13 protein-coding genes are annotated in these 18,134 nt (G+C 42.5%); 10 read left to right on the plus strand and 3 right to left on the minus strand.

The window, feature by feature from the left end; genetic code table 11:
* The 4 genes from rng to tldD are packed head-to-tail and all read left to right on the plus strand — an operon-like array spanning position 1 to position 7,590.
* A complete protein-coding gene (gene rng / locus CWC04_RS10605) occupies positions 1 to 1,473 on the plus strand; it encodes a ribonuclease G (protein ID WP_004585759.1) in 1,473 nt (490 codons plus the stop codon).
* Positions 1,473 to 5,330, plus strand: a complete 3,858-nt coding sequence (locus CWC04_RS10610) for a YhdP family protein (RefSeq protein ID WP_138685384.1) — start codon at positions 1,473 to 1,475, stop codon at positions 5,328 to 5,330. The genes rng and CWC04_RS10610 overlap by 1 nt, the downstream gene beginning before the upstream one ends.
* Positions 5,327 to 6,154 carry a carbon-nitrogen hydrolase family protein gene (locus CWC04_RS10615; RefSeq protein WP_138685385.1) on the plus strand — a complete coding sequence of 276 codons (828 nt, stop codon included), beginning with the start codon at positions 5,327 to 5,329 and terminating at the stop codon, positions 6,152 to 6,154. Before CWC04_RS10610 ends, CWC04_RS10615 begins: the two co-directional genes overlap by 4 nt.
* Positions 6,151 to 7,590: a metalloprotease TldD gene (gene tldD / locus CWC04_RS10620; protein WP_024032486.1), complete on the plus strand. Its 1,440-nt coding sequence runs from the start codon at positions 6,151 to 6,153 to the stop codon at positions 7,588 to 7,590. Before CWC04_RS10615 ends, tldD begins: the two co-directional genes overlap by 4 nt.
* A gap of 50 nt (positions 7,591 to 7,640) precedes the next feature.
* Here the strand turns inward: tldD and CWC04_RS10625 are convergent, their stop codons facing one another.
* The 3 genes from CWC04_RS10625 to gorA all read right to left on the minus strand — a co-directional run bounded on the left by CWC04_RS10625 (position 7,641) and on the right by gorA (position 10,937).
* The gene (locus tag CWC04_RS10625; protein ID WP_055254579.1) at positions 7,641 to 8,477 is read right to left on the minus strand and encodes a mechanosensitive ion channel family protein; all 837 of its coding nucleotides are present in this window, start codon (positions 8,475 to 8,477) and stop codon (positions 7,641 to 7,643) included.
* A gap of 209 nt (positions 8,478 to 8,686) precedes the next feature.
* Positions 8,687 to 9,262, minus strand: coding sequence for a hypothetical protein (locus CWC04_RS10630; RefSeq protein WP_249326125.1), 576 nt, complete (start codon positions 9,260 to 9,262; stop codon positions 8,687 to 8,689).
* 313 nt (positions 9,263 to 9,575) lie between these two features.
* Positions 9,576 to 10,937, minus strand: a complete 1,362-nt coding sequence (gene gorA, locus CWC04_RS10635; protein ID WP_055254577.1) for a glutathione-disulfide reductase — start codon at positions 10,935 to 10,937, stop codon at positions 9,576 to 9,578.
* A gap of 226 nt (positions 10,938 to 11,163) precedes the next feature.
* Between gorA and prlC the strand changes: the two genes are divergently transcribed.
* The 6 genes from prlC (at position 11,164) to CWC04_RS10665 (ending at position 18,117) form a co-directional block, all read left to right on the plus strand.
* Positions 11,164 to 13,215: an oligopeptidase A gene (prlC, locus tag CWC04_RS10640; protein ID WP_126005717.1), complete on the plus strand. Its 2,052-nt coding sequence runs from the start codon at positions 11,164 to 11,166 to the stop codon at positions 13,213 to 13,215.
* A gap of 131 nt (positions 13,216 to 13,346) precedes the next feature.
* Entirely contained in the window at positions 13,347 to 14,528 is a 1,182-nt protein-coding gene (locus tag CWC04_RS10645) for a response regulator (protein ID WP_138685387.1), read from the plus strand.
* 50 nt (positions 14,529 to 14,578) lie between these two features.
* Positions 14,579 to 15,334 (plus strand): class I SAM-dependent methyltransferase, encoded by a 756-nt coding sequence (locus CWC04_RS10650; RefSeq protein ID WP_138685388.1) that lies wholly within the window; start codon positions 14,579 to 14,581, stop codon positions 15,332 to 15,334.
* Between the two features lie 99 nt (positions 15,335 to 15,433).
* Complete coding sequence (trmJ, locus tag CWC04_RS10655) at positions 15,434 to 16,162, plus strand: tRNA (cytosine(32)/uridine(32)-2'-O)-methyltransferase TrmJ (protein WP_054982876.1); 729 nt, start codon at positions 15,434 to 15,436, stop codon at positions 16,160 to 16,162.
* A 220-nt stretch (positions 16,163 to 16,382) separates the two neighbouring features.
* Positions 16,383 to 16,874 (plus strand): Fe-S cluster assembly transcriptional regulator IscR, encoded by a 492-nt coding sequence (iscR, locus tag CWC04_RS10660; RefSeq protein ID WP_004585770.1) that lies wholly within the window; start codon positions 16,383 to 16,385, stop codon positions 16,872 to 16,874.
* Between the two features lie 25 nt (positions 16,875 to 16,899).
* The gene (locus CWC04_RS10665) at positions 16,900 to 18,117 is read left to right on the plus strand and encodes an IscS subfamily cysteine desulfurase (RefSeq protein WP_004585771.1); all 1,218 of its coding nucleotides are present in this window, start codon (positions 16,900 to 16,902) and stop codon (positions 18,115 to 18,117) included.
* Positions 18,118 to 18,134 lie beyond the last annotated feature (17 nt).

Below are 18,134 nucleotides of genomic sequence, written 5' to 3' on the forward strand. Positions count from 1 at the left end.
ATGAGTACAGAATTACTAATAAATGTCACGCCAAGTGAAAGCCGTGTTGCCCTAATCGAAAACGGTGTATTACAAGAAATTCAACTAGAGCGTATAGGCAACCTAGGTATTGTAGGCAATATTTATTTAGGAAAAATAAGCCGCGTACTGCCAGGCATGCAAGCAGCCTTTGTAGATATAGGCCTAGAAAAAGCCGCTTTTTTACATGCATCAGACATAGTCAATAGTGCCTCAATAGTTGAGGGTGTAGACGACGAGCCAATTAAAAAAGTACAAGACATACGTGAGCTAGTACGCCAAGGCCAATACATTATGGTGCAAGTGGTTAAAGACCCACTAGGCACTAAAGGAGCAAGGCTTACTACTGATATCACTATACCTTCGCGCTATTTAGTGTTTATGCCAGACGCTACGCATGTAGGTGTTAGTCAGCGTATTGAAACCGAAGAAGAGCGTGCGCGACTTAAAAAAATAGTGGCAGAATACGGCGACGATAATGGCAGTTTTATTGTTCGTACAGCGGCAGAGGGCGCCAGTGAAGCGGAGCTAAGACACGATGCTGAATTTTTACGAAAACTGTGGCAAAAAATTGTATCACGTCGTAAAAAAACCAATAAAGCCAGTATATTACACGAAGACTTAACGCTTGCATTTAGAACCCTGCGCGACTACGTAGGTGAAGATATGGAGCGTATTAGAGTTGACTCTAAGCTAACCTATCAAGAGCTAAAGCTGTTTACTGAAGAGTTTGTGCCTTTGCTTTCGCAAGCACTTGAGTACTACCCAGGTGAGCGCCCAATTTTTGACTTATTTGACGTTGAAACCGAAATTCAAAAAGCACTGCATCGTAAAGTCACGCTTAAGTCAGGCGGTTATTTAATTATCGACCAAACCGAAGCGATGACCACAGTTGATGTGAATACAGGTGCGTTTGTAGGGCATCGTAATTTAGAAGAAACCATTTTTAATACCAATGTGGAAGCCACATCAGCCATTGCTAGGCAGCTACGCCTGCGTAACCTAGGCGGTATTATTATTATCGATTTTATCGATATGATCAGCGAAGATCATAAACGCAGAGTATTACATTCTCTAGAGTCAGCACTATCTAAAGACCGTGCAAAAGCCAACATAAACGGCTTAAGCGCATTAGGCTTAGTAGAAATGACCCGTAAGCGCACCCGCGAAAGCCTTGAGCATATTTTGTGTGATGTATGTCCGGCTTGCTCTGGACGTGGCTCACAAAAAACAGTCGAAACCGTATGCTATGAAATACTGCGCGAAATAGTGCGCGTTAATCGTGCCTACGATGCCGATAAATTCATGGTGTATGCGGCGCCGGCTGTAAGTGAAGCCTTACTCAATGATGAGTATCATAACCTTGCCGAACTTGAACTATTTATTGGTAAGCAGGTCAATATTCAAACAGAGAGCCTATACAGCCAAGAGCAGTTTGATGTGGTAATGATGTAATGAAAACGAAAGCGGTCTGTTTTTTTTGTTTTAGAAAGTTATGGCAAACCTGCGCCATAATTTTAGTATTACTGGCCGTGATTGTTTCTATTTTAAAGTACACCTTACCTTATGCAAACGACTACAAAGGCGATATAGAAACCTACCTGCACGATAAATTTGCCATTAGTCTTTCTATAGGCGCAATCTCTGCCAGTTGGCATGGCGCCGGCCCAGCCTTGGTATTAGAAGATCTCTCTTTTAAGGATAACGAAACTGCGCCTATATCGCTCACTATTGCCAAAACAAGCCTAGAGCTTAACCTATGGGAGAGCATTAAAGCCTTTCAGTTAAAGTCTAATTACTTTGTTATTAATGGCTTTCATACCAGTGTAAATATTCAAAATTTATTTAATAACACCAATAACGATGATGTCTCGTTTGAACAAAAAGAGCTAATTGAAGAGCTTTTTTTAGGAGATACAGGGCATTTTGCTATTGAAAATTCGAGTATTAATTTTATTTTAGAAGATGGTAGAGAGCGCAAACTATTACTCGAAAACATAGTATGGCAAAACCAAGATGAACAGCATTTAGGAAGCGGCAGCCTCGCCTTGCCCGGCATTAGTGTGGGTAGCTTTGACGCACGTATAGCGCTTAGTGGCAAAACTATAGAGCAAATTGCGGGTGACATTTACGTTCAAGCAAATAGCGTAGATGTGTCTAATTGGTTGGCGCAATATATTAATACTGAAAAACAACAGCTTTACACCGACATAAACTTAAAGTCTTGGCTTAAGCTCGAAAATGGTTTTATCAGCGATGTAAAAATGCAGTGGTTACCTAGCTTTGTGCACTGGCAAAAGAACCAACAAGCTAAACAAGTAAGCTTAAGCGAAGGGGGGTTTCATTTATTTCCTGAGGCAAACGCTTGGCACTTAAAAAGCACGGGCCTAACATTTAGTAATAACGACACAACCTGGCCAAGTCTAGAATTTGAGGCAAACTTAGGTAAGCAAAATAAAGTGTGGCTGCAGCAGGTTGATCTTTCTTTACTGAGTAACTTGGCGTCGTTAACTAATTTTGAAGCATTACAGCCACTTTTAAACCGCAAACCAAGTGGTTTTATCGATCAAGCCTACCTAGAACTTAATCCAGATGAGCAATGGCAGTTATGGTTTTCAGCTAATAATATTGGCTGGCAAGAAGTGTCTGGTATCCCTGCAGCGCAGGCGCTTAGAGTCTCGGGGCTTATAAATCAGCAGCGCGGGCGAGTGCAGCTATTTGGCGAAAACGGGACTTTAATAACCGGCGACAGCTTTAGTAAAAATATTGATTACAACCAAATTAATATCGATCTGGATTTAGCAAAAACAGATAATTACTGGAATGTAAGCAGTAATAATATTTGGTTTGATAATAACGAAGTTACCTTAGCGGCTGAGCTAAATGTAAGCCTTAGCGACGATCCTCGGTTAGATCTATACGCAGAAGCCTATGCAGAGGATGCCACAGTAGCTGGGCACTACTTTCCGTTAAAGGCAATGAGCCCTCAACTTGTAAGCTACTTAAACGGTGCAATAAAAGGGGGCGAAGTAGCTAAGGCGCAAGTATTATTTGCAGGCCCGCTTTCAGGTTTTCCTTTCACCGATGGCAGCGGCCAATTTGATGTACTCGCGCAAATAGATAATGCAACATACGCGTTTGACCCCAATTGGCCGGCAGTAACTAACGCCAATGTGCAGTTGCACTTTGCCAACGAGCGAATGGATATTTACAGCCAGCAAGGCCAGTTAGTTAATTTAGAAGTAGGCGATAGCGTGCAAGTGAGTATTGCCGATTTAATGCACGCTGATGAACTCATTGTACAAATAGATAAACGCGCGCAAATGGAAAAACTGCATGACTTTTTTGCAGCCACCCCGATTTCAAACCCACTGGCCAATATTTTTGAAGTGGTGCAAGGTAAAGGTCAAGCCGATGCAAGCGTAACTCTTTTGATTGGCTCTAAATTTAAAGGTGGAGCCAGTGTCAGCGGCAAAGTAAAACTAAACGATTTGCCTGTTTATATTGCAGCCCCAGGCATTGCGCTTGAAAAACTAAGCGGCGAGCTCAGCTTTGAAAACGATACAATTAGCATGCAAAATGCCAGCGCTACATGGTTGGGTATGCCGCTTAGCATTAACTATAATAGTGCAAGCGAAGCACAGCAGTACACCGCTAATATTGATATAACGGCGTTACTAAATGCAGATACCCTAACAACCCAGGCGCAAGGTGTACTGAAAGGGTACCTGAGTGGGCAAAGTGAAGTTGATATAGGCCTTGCACTTAATTTTACCGAGCAAGGCTTTAATTACCGCGCTCAGGTTAGCTCAGAGCTACGAGGGTTAACGAGCACACTACCAGCGCCCTATGGCAAAACAAGTGAACAGGTTTGGCCGTTAACGGGCATAGTGCAAGGCGATGATATTTCAAACCTTATTACGGCTAATGCTAATCAGCAGCTATATTTTAACGCGATTTTAGAAAACGGTCAGCCGCAATTTAGTAATATGCATATTGTACTTGGTGAGCAAGATTTAGGGCTAAATCAAAAAGATTTAAGCGTTAATATTAACCTTGAACAAACGCAACTAGAAGCATGGTTTGAATTAATAGACCAAATAATTAAAGCCGCTCAAGCTAAGCCAGACCAGCAGTCTGAGGGGATTATGCCGCCATTAAATGAAGTGGTTGCGCATATTGATAAGGTTAATGCTAGCGACATTATTTTTAACGATTTTGAAATGCGCTTAGCGCCCCAGCAAAACGACTTATATTTAAAGCTTAATGCCAAAGAGCTGCGTGCTGACGTGTTTATTCCTAGCTCTCAGCCAAGCCAGCCGATACGTATAAATAGCGATTACTTAAGACTCAACTTTGCACCTAAAGTAGAAGAAGATCTTGAGATCACCGATGTACTGCCAGAGCAAAACCTAGCGTGGCTTAACACAGTACCAGCCATTGAATTTGAATGTGCAGATTGTAAAGTGGCAAGTTATCAGCTTGATAAAGTGAGCGCTTCGCTGGTCGGGGAAGGTGACAAGCTCACTATTTCTGAGCTTGTGGTTGATAAGGGCGACCATATTTTACGTACCAAAGGGCAATGGCAAGGTGGCTTTACGCAATTTAATGGTGAACTTAAAAGTGACGATATAGGCGCGCTATTTGATGAATTTGATATCACCACCGCTATAAAAGACTCAAAAGCCGATATTAACTACAACCTTGCTTGGCAAGGCGCCCCGTATGACTTTGATATACCTAGTTTGGGCGGTGAAGTTAAGTGGGATTTAGGCGAAGGCCACATTGCTGAAATAAGTGATGGTGGGGCACGTGTATTTTCGTTACTTAGCCTTGACTCGCTAGTGCGTAAATTAAAACTCGATTTTAGAGATGTATTTTCAAAAGGCTTTTTTTACAACAGCTTAAAAGGCTCTATGCAGCTAGATAAAGGTATAGCCTACACAAAAAATACCAAAATGGATGGCGTGCCAGCCGATTTAACGATTAACGGCTATGCTAATTTAAACACCCTTGAAATAGATTACGATTTAGCTGTGGCACCACAAGTAACATCTAGTATTCCGGTTATTGTGGCTTGGATGGTTAATCCCGTCACAGGGCTTGCCGCTTTAGCGCTTGATAAGGTTATTCACTCAGCAAGGGTGATCTCCGAAATTAACTTTAAAGTAACCGGCAAAATGAATGACCCTGTGGTACAAGAGCTTGAGCGTAAAAGTAAAGAAGTTACCTTACCGCAAGCTGCGCAAAATCAGCCGCAAGCGGCCAGTACACTCACACTTAAAGATGCCGCGGTAACAGCAACACAATGAGTACGCTAAACGCCAATATAATTGCTTTGCAAATGTGCTCAGGCACCAACCCCGACGAAAACATGGCAACCCTTGGCGAGGCGTTAAATAAACTCCCCGCAGCCAGGCCAATGCTTGTATGTTTACCCGAGGCGTTTTTAGTATTTAGTAAAAGTGGCCATGATACGCTAGCGGTTGCTAAACGTATTACACACTATAAGCAGCAATTAAGTGCATTGTGTAAAGAGCATAATATTTGGTTAAATGCGGGCACCATCCCTGAGCCACACAAAAATAATAAATACTTTGCGGCCTCGCACTTATTTAATAGCCAAGGTGAATGCGTAGCCACGTACAATAAAATGCATTTATTTGATGTTGATGTGGCCGATAAAACCGCCAGCTATCGAGAGTCAGACTTTACTCAGGCAGGCGATGATGTGGTGGTTGTTGCTACACCGTTTGGTAAAATTGGCTTAACAGTATGTTATGATTTGCGCTTTAGTGGATTATTTAGTGCACTTGCGCGCCAAGGGGCTGAAATAATTTTAGTGCCCAGTGCTTTTACAGTCCCTACAGGGCAAGCACATTGGCAACCCTTATTAAAAGCACGCGCAATAGAAACGCAGTGTTACGTTATTGCAGCTGCGCAGTATGGAACACATCAAAATGGCCGCCAAACATACGGCCACAGTATTATTATTTCACCATGGGGCGAGCAAATAGCAACGCTTGAAAGTGGGGTAGGGTTTATAAGCGGTTACGCCGACCTAAACCAGTTAAATAAAATTAGAAGAGATATGCCCGTGCAATCTCATCAACGATTTAGAGAGCATTTATTATGAATTCGGTTGAACAGCATTTATTACACGACAGCCAGCTAAATCGAGAAGAACTCGAAAAAACGCTTGGGTATATTCATCAGCATAAAGTGGATTACGCCGATTTATACTTTCAATCAAGCCATCATGAGTCATGGGTGCTTGAAGACGGCTTAGTAAAAGAAGGCTCTTACAATGTTGAGCGCGGAGTAGGTGTACGTGCCGTTAGTGGTGAAAAAACAGGGTTTTCTTACTCTGATGCCATTAACCTTGAAGCGTTAAACAAAGCCGCAACGGCGGCTCGTAGCATTGCCGATGCAGGCGAAGATAAAACCATTAAAGTATTTAGCGATGTAAAAGCAAAAGAGCAATTTGCCCCGCATCAGCCAATATCAAGCATGAGTGACAGCGATAAAGTGAGTTTATTGCGTGAGCTTGAAAACTACATACGCGAACTCGCCCCTGATGCTGAGCAAGTAATTAGTTCAATGTCGGCTGTATACGAAGAGGTATTAATTGCTGCCAGCGATGGCACGTTTGCTACCGATATACGCCCGCTTATTCGTTTAAACTGCTCCGTTTTACTTGAAAAAAATGGCCGCCGTGAGCGCGGTGGTGCAGGGGGCGGCGCACGCTTAGATTATGGTTACTTTAAAGAGCTAGTTGAAGGCAAGCCGCGCTGGATGGGCTTTGCCGAAGAAGCAGTACGCCAAGCTAAAGTAAACCTAGAGGCAATTGATGCCCCGGCTGGCACAATGGAAGTTGTGTTAGGCAATGGCTGGCCTGGCGTGTTGCTACACGAAGCGGTAGGTCATGGCCTTGAAGGCGACTTTAACCGTAAAGGGGCTTCGGCATTTAGCGGTAAAGTGGGACAAAAAGTAGCGTCTGAGCTGTGTACAGTAGTTGATGATGGCACCATGGCCGATCGCCGTGGTTCACTTAACGTTGACGATGAAGGCACACCTGCAGCTTATAACGTACTTATCGAAAACGGTATTTTAAAAGGTTACATGCAAGATAAGCTCAATGCGCGTTTAATGGGTGTAAACCCAACGGGTAATGCACGTCGTGAGTCGTATGCGCATTTACCTATGCCGCGTATGACCAACACCTACATGTTAGGGGGCGAGCATAGCCAAGCTGATATTATAAGCTCAGTTAAAAAAGGGGTATTTGCACCAAACTTTGGTGGCGGCCAAGTAGATATTACTTCAGGTAAGTTTGTATTTAGCGCATCAGAGGCGTATTTAATTGAAAACGGTAAAATTACCCAGCCAATTAAAGGTGCAACACTGATTGGCAATGGCCCAGAGGTGATGCAGCATATCTCTATGGTAGGCAACGATTTAGCCCTTGATAAAGGCGTAGGTGTCTGCGGTAAAGATGGCCAAAGCGTTCCTGTAGGGGTAGGTCAACCAAGCCTTAAAATAGACCAACTTACAGTAGGTGGCACCGCATAAAACAATAAAGCGCGAAGCAATTCGCGCTTTATAGGTTACCAATGCGAGGTTTACGCCTCGCTTTGCTCTTCTTTGTTCTTCTTCGCCTGTTCGTACCACAAAGCCATAAAACACTCAGTTAATTTATGCTCTATTTCAAGCGCTTTGTTGGTTGGGCAAAATAGCGTAAAGCTTGCTTTAAACTCACCAAGCTCTGTAGTGCCAAAGTGAATAACCGGTGCCGGACCTGAAATTTTGGCATCGAGTTTACGCTCTATCATCGAATTATAACGTGTTGCTACATCGTGAAACTCTTCGCAGTACAGCTTTGCCTGATTGACTAATTCGTCATGAATAACATAAGGGTTAAAGCTCTCTCTGCGTACAATAGTAAAATGATGAGTAACAAAGCGTTTTACATAGTTAAGGTTTTTAATTGAGCTGGTGATCAGCTTATTATTTGGAATATAAATTGTTTTGCGCGAAAACTGATAAGTGTGCATGTCTATTTCATGCATGGTGGTTTTTACCCAGTCTGTTTCGGCTACTTCGCCAAAATAGTCACCTACTTGTATCCAATCACCTACTCTAAACGGGCGGGTGGTAACCAGGTAAAAAAAGCCTATAACGCATTGTATAAACTCGCGTGTTGCAAGCACTATAGCCACTGCAAACGCAGCAATAGATAGCGCAAAATTTTGTATTTCGGTCGACCATACAAATAGCAGCGACAGCACCATAACAAAATTAATAAAGTGCTTAATGTTATGAGTGATGTAACGAATGTCTTTTTCTTTTTTTTCTGCGCGGTTTCTTGCTAGTTTATCAACCAGTACTTTAAGCACAAATGCAATGGCAAGCACGAGCACAGAAACTAAAAAAGGGTGCATGAGTATGTCTTTAATCATAACTTCCAAATACGAGTAGCAATAGGCACGCTAAGTATATTGAGTAATCAAACCAATTAGCAAATTTAAGCTACATAAAATCACTTATACCAATTGTATTAAGTTATGAGCCATTTATAGCAATAGGTGAATAGCGTTATAACCCTGTTAGCGCTTTATTTTGCACGCTAGAATGGCTAATACTTAATTAAACCGGTATTACTTAGCAGCTAGGCTGTTTGCTCTGTAATAGAGGCTTGCGCGTATTTTTGGCAAAACAATACAAGCTCAATAGCAGCGATAAAAATAAGCGTGTAACCTAGGGTTTCTATGCCTTCCTCAATAATATTTTTAACGACCCGAACGTATTGTTCTCCCATAACTGAGTGCCAAAACTCGCCCTTGCCCATCATTCTCGAAAAAGCGAGTAAGGTCACTAAGCCAGATAGACAAATACCATAGCTCGGTGTTTGCGCATAGGCTTTTAACGAGCTGTAAATAAAGCCTCGTTGGGCTTTTAAGTAAAGTAGTACGCTCCCTAACAGCGTATATACAATTGCTTGCCATGCGCCATCAAACACATACATATCTAGGTAGGTGTCAAATTCTCTAACAAACATAGCAGCCGACAATGCAGCCAGTAACAGCGCGGCTATTTTAAGATCAGAGTGAATACGTGAGGCGTAGAAAAACAGCATACAACTTAAAAACGTTAAAATATCTTGCATGTGTTCGGTTAGTGTTTCTTCACTGTAAAGTGCATTTTGCTGTAAATCAAAACCTTCAAGCTGAATTAAAAAAGCCACACCTGCTAAGCATAATAAGTAAATAAAAGATCGCAGTAAAAACATACAAAAGCTCAAATAGAAAACAATGCGCGGCAGTTTAATTATAAAAATAGCTAAAAGCCAAAACATTATAGAAACTTTTTATATATTTATCGGTCTAAGTTTTTTGCTGTTAAATTAATGGGTTATATTTTTACCTTATGTATTTATGATGTGTTTTTTGTAATAAGTTGAGTTAATTAGTTGTGCTGCATAGGGTTAAATGCGTAAAGCATAAAAAAGCCCTTACTAAAACATTGTAAGGGCTTTTAACGTTATAAGCAGAATAGGCTTAGCGCATCGTCACAAACTCTTCTGAGCCTGTAGGGTGCAGTGCAACAACGGCATCAAAATCAGCTTTAGTTGCGCCCATTTTCATAGCAACCGCAAAGCCTTGAATCATTTCATCAACGGCAAAACCAATGCCGTGTAAGCCAACTACTTTTTCTTCAGGGCCTACGCATACAAGCTTCATTGCACACGGTTGACGGTGTTGTGTAACGGCTGTGTACATAGCGGCAAAGCCCGACTTGTACACTTTTACGTTTTCTTCGCCGTGGCGAGCAATAGCTTCTTGCTCGGTTTCACCAATAGTACCAATAGGTGGGTGGCTAAATACCACAGTAGGTACAAGGCTGTAATCCATTTTTAAATCATCAGGTAGGTCTTTATTAAATAAACGCTCTGATAGGGTGCGACCGGCTTTAACAGCGACAGGCGTAAGTTCTATACCGTGCTCAATAATATCGCCTACAGCATAAATACCAGGTACGTTTGTATTTTGATATTCATCTACTTTTACATAACCAGAGCTATTTAGTTCAACCCCTGCTGCTGCAATGTTAATTACATCGGTGCTTGGCTCGCGGCCAATAGCCCAAATTACTTGGTCAACATTTTGGCTGTAACCATTTTCAAAATGAATGGTTAAGCTACCATCGCTTTCTTTAACAATTTCTTTAGGCGAGCATTCGGTATGCAGTGTTGGGCCTTCTTTTTTCATGATCTCTACTAGGGTTTCAACCAGTAGCGTATCAAAATTACGAAGCGGCGCGTGTCTGCGTACAAATAAATGAGTTTCTGTGCCTAAACCATGCAGTACACCGGCAAGTTCTACAGCAATGTAGCCTGCGCCAATTACCGCTACTCGCTTTGGCTGCTCTGTTAATTCAAAAAAGCCATTTGAGTCTATACCGTACTCAGCACCTGGGATATTAGGAGTATGCGGACGCCCACCTACTGCAATCAAAATATGGTCAGCCGTGTAATGCTCGCCGTTTACTTCTACGGTTTTGCTATCAACAAATTTAGCAAAACCATTAATTACGGTTACGCCATTGTTAGCTAAACCGTTGTCGTATCCTTTATGAATGCGACCAATGTACGCTTCGCGGCTCTCAACGAGTTTGCTCCAGTTAAAGTCTTTTACTTCTACGTTAAAGCCGTAATCAGGTGCATATAAGTTAATTGCTTCAGCAACTTGTGCGCCATGCCACATTACTTTTTTAGGCACACAGCCTACATTAACACAGGTGCCGCCCATGTGTTTTGCTTCGATAAGCGCTACTTTAGCGCCACGCATTGCCGCACGGTTAGCAGAGGCAATACCGCCACTACCACCACCAATCGCAATGTAATCAAAATGCTGAGCCATGTTTTATCCTCAAAAAATATATTTAACTATAATGTGCCGATGATAGCATATGCTAAGTGCAAGTCACCCAGCGCGGCGCGCTAAAAAGCTGATAAATACAACAAACGAAATTGTTTATTATGCCGATCAGTTTCATCCTAAGCTATATTAGACCCATTAATGGAGGCTTGTATTTCACCGTTTTGCCCCAACTTCAAATTCATAGTCAATTAAATTGAGAAAATTCATGAGCGAAGCACAAATAAATCCACTCATTGGCCTAGAAGGCTTACCCCCGTTTTCAAAAATAAAGCCAGAGTACGTAGTACCGGCACTAAAGCACGGTATAGAGCAATGTCGTAAAGCCATAGATGACGTGTTAGAAAAAGGCTCGTTTACATGGAACGATTTAGTATTACCCCTTGAAGAAGCCGACGATAAACTCTCGCGTATGTTTTCACCAGTATCGCACCTTAATTCAGTCATGAATAACGACGAGCTGCGTGAAGCCTACGAGCAATGTTTACCACTTATATCTGAGTACTCAACATTTGTCGGGCAGCATCAAGGCCTGTACGAAGCATATAATGCGCTTTATAACAGCGATGAATTTAAAACACTCAGCACTGCGCAGCAAAAAACCATCACCAACGCCCTACGTGATTTTAAACTTTCAGGCATTGCATTATCAGCAGAAGATCAAAAGCGCTACGGCGAAATTAGCACGCGTTTATCTGAACTTGCCTCTAAATTTGGCAACAACGTAATGGATGCAACGCTTGCATGGCATAAACACATTACCGATGAAAGCCAATTGGCAGGCTTGCCAGAGTCGGCATTAGCGCTTGCTAGCGAAACAGCTAAAAGCAAAGGTTTAGACGGCTGGGTATTTACGCTTGATTTTCCGTCTTACTTACCGGTAATGACCTATGCAGATAACCGCGAACTGCGCAAAGAAACCTACACAGCATTTTGTACGCGCGCTTCAGATCAAGGCCCTAATGCGGGTGAGTTTGATAACTCAGCCATTATGAAAGAAGAGCTTGCACTACGCCATGAGCTATCGCAGCTATTAGGGTTTAATAACTACGCTGAAAAATCATTAGCAACTAAAATGGCCGAGTCGCCAGCGCAAGTTTTCTCATTTTTAGAAGATTTAGCCGCTAAGTCTAAGCCTCAAGCAGAGCAAGAAGTGGCAGAGCTAAAAGCCTATGCTGAGCAACACCATGGTATTACTGAGCTTCAAGCATGGGATTTTGGTTACTACAGCGAAAAGCTCAAGCAAGAAAAATACGCAATTTCAGATGAAGTACTGCGCCCTTATTTCCCTGCAGATAAAGTACTTAGCGGTTTATTTGAAACCGTTAACCGCCTTTTTGGTATTAAGGTAAAAGAAGTAAGCGACTTTGATAGCTACCACAGCGATGTTCGCTTTTTTGAAATTTTTGATAGCAGTAACACATTGCGCGGTCGTTTTTATCTTGATTTATATGCACGCGAGCGCAAACGTGGCGGCGCGTGGATGGATGACTGTATGGGGCGTAAAGTGCGCGCCAGCGGCGAATTACAAACACCCGTGGCATACTTAGTGTGCAACTTTAATAAAGCGGTAGGCGACAAACCGGCGCTATTTACACATGACGAAGTAACCACGCTTTTCCACGAATTTGGCCATGGTATACACCACATGCTTACCCAAGTCGATGCTGCTCCTGTTGCTGGTATTAACGGCGTTGCATGGGATGCCGTAGAACTACCAAGCCAATTTTTAGAAAACTGGTGTTACGATGAAGAAGCGCTGAGCTTTATTTCAGGCCACTTTGAAAGTGGTGAGCCATTACCAAAAGAGCTACTTGATAAGCTACTGGCTGCTAAAAACTATAATTCTGGCATGCAAATGCTGCGTCAGATTGAGTTTTCGTTGTTCGATTTTAGAATCCACCACGACTACCAGGCAAACCAAGAGTGCCAAATTCAAGCGATTTTAAACGACGTACGTAGCCGCACGTCGGTGGTTAACCCGCCTGAGTTTAATCGTTTTCAACATGGCTTTAGTCATATTTTTGCAGGTGGCTACAGCGCCGGTTACTACTCGTACAAATGGGCTGAGGTACTCTCTGCCGATGCATTTTCTAAATTTGAAGAAGACGGTATTTTTAACGCCGAAACAGGTAAAGCCTTCTTAGAAAATATTTTAGAAAAAGGCGGCAGTGAAGAACCTATGGAGTTATTTAAAAAGTTCCGAGGTCGCGAGCCAAATGTTGATGCCTTACTACGTCACAGTGGTATAGCTGCATAAACAACTACTTAACCTTATAAAGCGCCTATATGGCGCTTTTTTTATGTTTTTTAATATATTGGCCAATTGTTTTTAGTAATTTTAACCTCCCGTACTATGCTTTGTGTATACGCAGCAAAATGGACTAGGGCATGGCAAAGTTGGTACTAACGATTGATGACGATTTGTATGTTCATCGAATTATTGAAGAGGCTTTAGCGGGCTTTTGTAAGCTTATTCACGCTAAAGATGGCGAACAAGGACTTAAGCTAGCCAAAAAGCACACGCCCGACATAATTTTACTTGATATAGAAATGCCCGGTAAGTCCGGCTACCAAGTATGCCAAGCATTAAAAGAAGATGAGTCAACACACGATATACCCGTTATGTTTTTGTCCTCTAAGGTGGAGCTTAACGATAGAGTAAAAGGCTACAGCGTAGGCGCGTCTGACTACATAATAAAACCCTTCAACACCGAAGAGCTAATGGCACGCATTAAAGTGCTTTATGAGTACCGGCAGCAATGTGAAAAGCTAAAATTTGATGTAGCTAAAGCGCAAGATACCGCCGCAATGGCTTTGGCGGAGTCGGGAGATATGGGGCGTATTGTTAGGTTTGTGGGGCAAAGCTATCACTGTCATAACTTTCACTCGTTAAGCGAGCACTTACTTGCCTTTTTTAGCCCGTTTAATTTAGACGTGGTTATTGTGTTTTGGTATCAGGGGGGGAGCTATTTTTATAGTTTAGAAAGTGGTGTATGCCCGCTCGAGCAGGAGCTTTTAGAGCAGCACCGTAATGCCAGTCGATTTGTGGATATTGGTAACAGCACCATTATTAACTACCCCAAAATATCTTTATTAATTAAAAATATGCCGGCTGATAATCGTGCTTTATACGGCCGTTATAAAGACTTATTCCCGCACATACTCGAAGTGACAAACGAAAAGGTCGTTGCTATGGAAAGAAACGAAAATAGCTTTGAACAAGCCACCCAAATTAGCACTGCTTTGCAAGATATAGTAAAGCAGCTTACTAGCCAAAATGTTGTACAAAACGACTACACAAGGCAGTTTATAGAGCAGCTTCATGAACTTAACTGTGCAATTAAGCAAACACAAGCACACGCCAATCCTGCCGATTTAACTTTATACATGTCGCAATTAGACGAAACTATGCAACTGCTAGTAACCGCAAATAGTGATTTAGCGTTTATAAAGTACCAGCTTAAACAAGTGACCGAGAGCCGCAACGAATTATTGTGCAGCTTACGCTCTAAAGTAGAGGAGGCCAGCTCACATAGTCTTGCGCATCAAAGCGATATAGAGCTATTTTAGTGCTTTAACGCTTGTTATACTGCAGCTGAAATTTTTCGTCGGAGTGTGTAGTGGTTATTCAGTGTGCTTTTAAAGAGTGTCGCCCATATTTAAATGAGCTAGAAACGCGTTTTAACTTAGCCCAATGGGCGCAAAGTTGTAGCGGTTTTACTCTGCATTACGACGATAAGGGCCTTAGCCTTTTAAAAAGCGACGAGCCTAAACTTGGCGCAATAAACGTAGATTTTGTAACAGGTGCAGTTGCTCACAGACGTAAGTTTGGCGGCGGCAAAGGCCAGTCAATCGCAAAAGCGGTAGGGTTAAATAAAGGCGCAACCCCTGTTATACTTGATGCCACCGCCGGGCTTGGCCGAGATGGCTTTGTGCTAGCGTCACTTGGCTGTAAGGTTATACTGCATGAGCGCCACCCTGTGGTAGCGGCTTTATTGTTTGATGGCTTAAAACGCGCTTACGAAGATGCAGAGATTGGCTCGTGGATGCAGCAAAATATGAGCTTAGTGTTTGGCTCAAGCCACACGTTGTTAGAGCAGTGCGAGAGCATGCCCGATGTAGTGTATTTAGATCCTATGTTTCCACACCGAGAGAAATCAGCGTTAGTTAAAAAAGAAATGCGCGTATTTCAGGCATTAGTAGGCGCAGACACCGACGCCGATGACTTACTTGAATTCGCCTATCCACTTGCCAGTAAGCGTGTGGTAGTTAAACGCCCCGATTACGCCCCATTTTTAAACAATCAAACCCCCAGCATGCAAATTAAAACAAAAAAGAATCGTTTTGATGTGTATGTAAAAGCGGCCATGGTTTAACGGTATTTAGCGTGTTGATCGGCTTTAAGGATCTAGGATCTTAGCGCGCTTTTATGTTAGAATTCGCACAATTTTTTGGCATAGTAAAGTAGCACAGCAATGATCTTAGATGATATTCGCATCGTTTTAGTTAATACCTCACACTCTGGCAACATTGGTTCGGCGGCTCGCGCCATGAAAACCATGGGTTTATCAAAACTGTATTTAGTGGACCCTGCTTGTGAAGTAGACAGCCATGCAAGCGCCTTAGCAGCCGGTGCAACCGATGTTTTAGGCAATGCGGTTATTGTTGACACTGTGGCTGATGCCATTGCCGATTGTGCATTAACTATTGGTACGAGTGCTCGTTCACGCACGCTGTCTTGGCCTATGGTTGAGCCACGTGAGTGCGGTGAAAAGCTAGTTGCTGAGGCTGTAAACGGTCCTGTAGCGCTTGTATTTGGCCGTGAAAACAGCGGATTAACTAACGAAGAACTACAGCTGTGTAATTACCATGTATGTATTCCTGCAAATCCACAGTACAGCTCGCTTAATTTAGCTATGGCGGTGCAAACGCTAAGCTACGAAACGCGTATGGCGTTTTTAAATCAGCAGCCAAAGGCTGAGCAAGCAGACGATGAGACTGCTTACCCAAGCTCAAAACAAACAGAGTTATTTTACGAGCATTTAGAAGAGACGCTCGATAACACCGGTTTTATTATTAAGCAGCATCCAGGTTTAGTAATGACCAAGCTACGCCGTTTGTTTAACCGTGCACGCCCAGAAGAGGCAGAGCTAAACATACTGCGCGGCATTCTTACCTCAATTAATAAATCTATTCCTAAGTAAGGTATAGCGATTGGTTATAAAAACCTGCGGGTAAATAACGAGCTAATACTTGACTAAAACACTCAAGTAATTACAATACACCCAATACTTGACCAAAAAGGTCAGGTATTAAAAATTTGTTAATAGAACAGTGTTCTTTAATCAAATTTTTATCAAGTGATAATACTTGACTATTTTACTCTGGTAATTAAAATTTGCACTCTTTTGTGCGGGGGGCGTTATGAAGTTAACATCAAAAGGCAGATATGCCGTAACAGCTATGCTGGATGTTGCACTACATGCGAGTGTAGGTCCTGTTGCCCTTGCTGATATTTCACAAAGACAAGAAATTTCTTTGTCTTACCTTGAGCAATTATTTGCCCGTTTACGTAAAAATGGCTTAGTGAGCTCGGTTCGTGGTCCTGGCGGCGGTTATTTGCTAGGCCGAGAAGCCGCGGTTATCTCTGTTGGCGATGTAATTAGCGCCGTAGACGAATCGGTAGATGCAACACGTTGCCAAGGTGCCGATACCGGGTGTCAAAGCGGTATGCGTTGTTTAACTCATAACCTATGGTCTGATTTAAGCGCACGTATCGAAGAGTTTTTAAATAATATTACCTTAGCTGAATTGGTGGAAAAATCAGATGTGAAAGAAATCGCATCTCGCCAAGATAACAGCATCAATAATGCAATTAAGCAGTTGGAAAACATTCAAGTAAGCTGTCAACTATAAAAGTTGACCTGCAGCGGAGAGAGAAATGAAGTTACCGATTTATTTAGATTACGCAGCGACCACGCCTGTTGACGAGCGTGTTGCAAAAGAAATGATGCAATGCCTGACAATGGACGGTAATTTTGGTAATCCTGCGTCACGTTCGCACCGTTTTGGTTGGCAAGCTGAAGAAGTAGTTGACCAAGCGCGTACAGACATTGCCGATTTAATTAATGCCGACCCGCGTGAAATTGTTTTCACATCGGGCGCAACAGAATCAAATAACCTTGCAATTAAAGGTGCAGCGCAGTTTTACAAAAAGAAAGGTAAGCACGTTATTACCGCTAAAACTGAGCACAAAGCAGTAATCGATACGTGTCGTGAACTTGAGCGCCAAGGCTTTGAAGTAACCTACATGGACGTTGAAGAAAACGGCCTGTTAGATCTTAAAAAGCTTGAAGAAACTATGCGTGACGACACTATTCTTGTCAGCATTATGCACGTTAATAACGAGCTAGGTGTAATTCAAGATATCAATACTATTGGCGAAATGTGTCGCGAACGTAAAATTATGTTCCACGTAGATGCAGCACAAAGCGCAGGTAAAGTATTAATCGACGTACAACAGCTTAAAGTTGACTTTATGTCGTTCTCAGGCCACAAAGTATATGGCCCTAAAGGTGTTGGCGCACTTTACGTTCGTCGTAAACCACGTGCTCGCCTAGAAGCGCAAATGCACGGTGGAGGCCATGAACGTGGTATGCGTTCAGGTACACTTGCAACTCATCAGCTAGTAGGTATGGGTGCAGCATTTAGAATTGCTAAGCAAGATTTTGAAAAAGACCACGCACACATCAGCGCATTACGTAAACGCCTAATTGACGGCATTATGGCTGATATGGACGAAGTATACTTTAACGGCGCACAAGACCAATCAGTACCAGGTATTGTAAACATCAGCTTTAACTTTGTTGAAGGTGAGTCGTTACTTATGGCAGTAAAAGACATCGCGGTATCATCAGGGTCTGCGTGTACATCAGCAAGCTTAGAGCCTTCATATGTATTACGCGCACTTGGCCGTAACGACGAACTAGCACACAGCTCAATTCGTTTTAGTATTGGCCGTTTTACTACCGAAGAAGAAATTGATTACACCGTTGAATTAATGAAAAACTCTATCGGTCGCCTACGCGAGATGTCTCCTTTATGGGAAATGCATCAAGAAGGTGTTGATTTAGATTCAGTTGAATGGGCTCACCACTAATACGAGTGAGCACCTAC

Source organism: Pseudoalteromonas sp. S2893 (assembly GCF_005887105.1).
Classification (GTDB): Bacteria; Pseudomonadota; Gammaproteobacteria; order Enterobacterales; family Alteromonadaceae; genus Pseudoalteromonas; species Pseudoalteromonas atlantica.

Bases quoted from the DNA above. Each gene is read 5' to 3' on its own strand.
- tldD (WP_024032486.1), top strand. From the start codon at position 6,151: ATGAATTCGGTTGAACAGCATTTATTACACGACAGCCAGCTAAATCGA.
- prlC (WP_126005717.1), top strand. From the start codon at position 11,164: ATGAGCGAAGCACAAATAAATCCACTCATTGGCCTAGAAGGCTTACCC.
- CWC04_RS10610 (WP_138685384.1), top strand. From the start codon at position 1,473: ATGAAAACGAAAGCGGTCTGTTTTTTTTGTTTTAGAAAGTTATGGCAA.
- rng (WP_004585759.1), top strand. From the start codon at position 1: ATGAGTACAGAATTACTAATAAATGTCACGCCAAGTGAAAGCCGTGTT.
- trmJ (WP_054982876.1), top strand. From the start codon at position 15,434: ATGATCTTAGATGATATTCGCATCGTTTTAGTTAATACCTCACACTCT.
- iscR (WP_004585770.1), top strand. From the start codon at position 16,383: ATGAAGTTAACATCAAAAGGCAGATATGCCGTAACAGCTATGCTGGAT.
- gorA (WP_055254577.1), bottom strand. From the start codon at position 10,937: ATGGCTCAGCATTTTGATTACATTGCGATTGGTGGTGGTAGTGGCGGT.
- CWC04_RS10665 (WP_004585771.1), top strand. From the start codon at position 16,900: ATGAAGTTACCGATTTATTTAGATTACGCAGCGACCACGCCTGTTGAC.
- CWC04_RS10615 (WP_138685385.1), top strand. From the start codon at position 5,327: ATGAGTACGCTAAACGCCAATATAATTGCTTTGCAAATGTGCTCAGGC.
- CWC04_RS10645 (WP_138685387.1), top strand. From the start codon at position 13,347: ATGGCAAAGTTGGTACTAACGATTGATGACGATTTGTATGTTCATCGA.
- CWC04_RS10625 (WP_055254579.1), bottom strand. From the start codon at position 8,477: ATGATTAAAGACATACTCATGCACCCTTTTTTAGTTTCTGTGCTCGTG.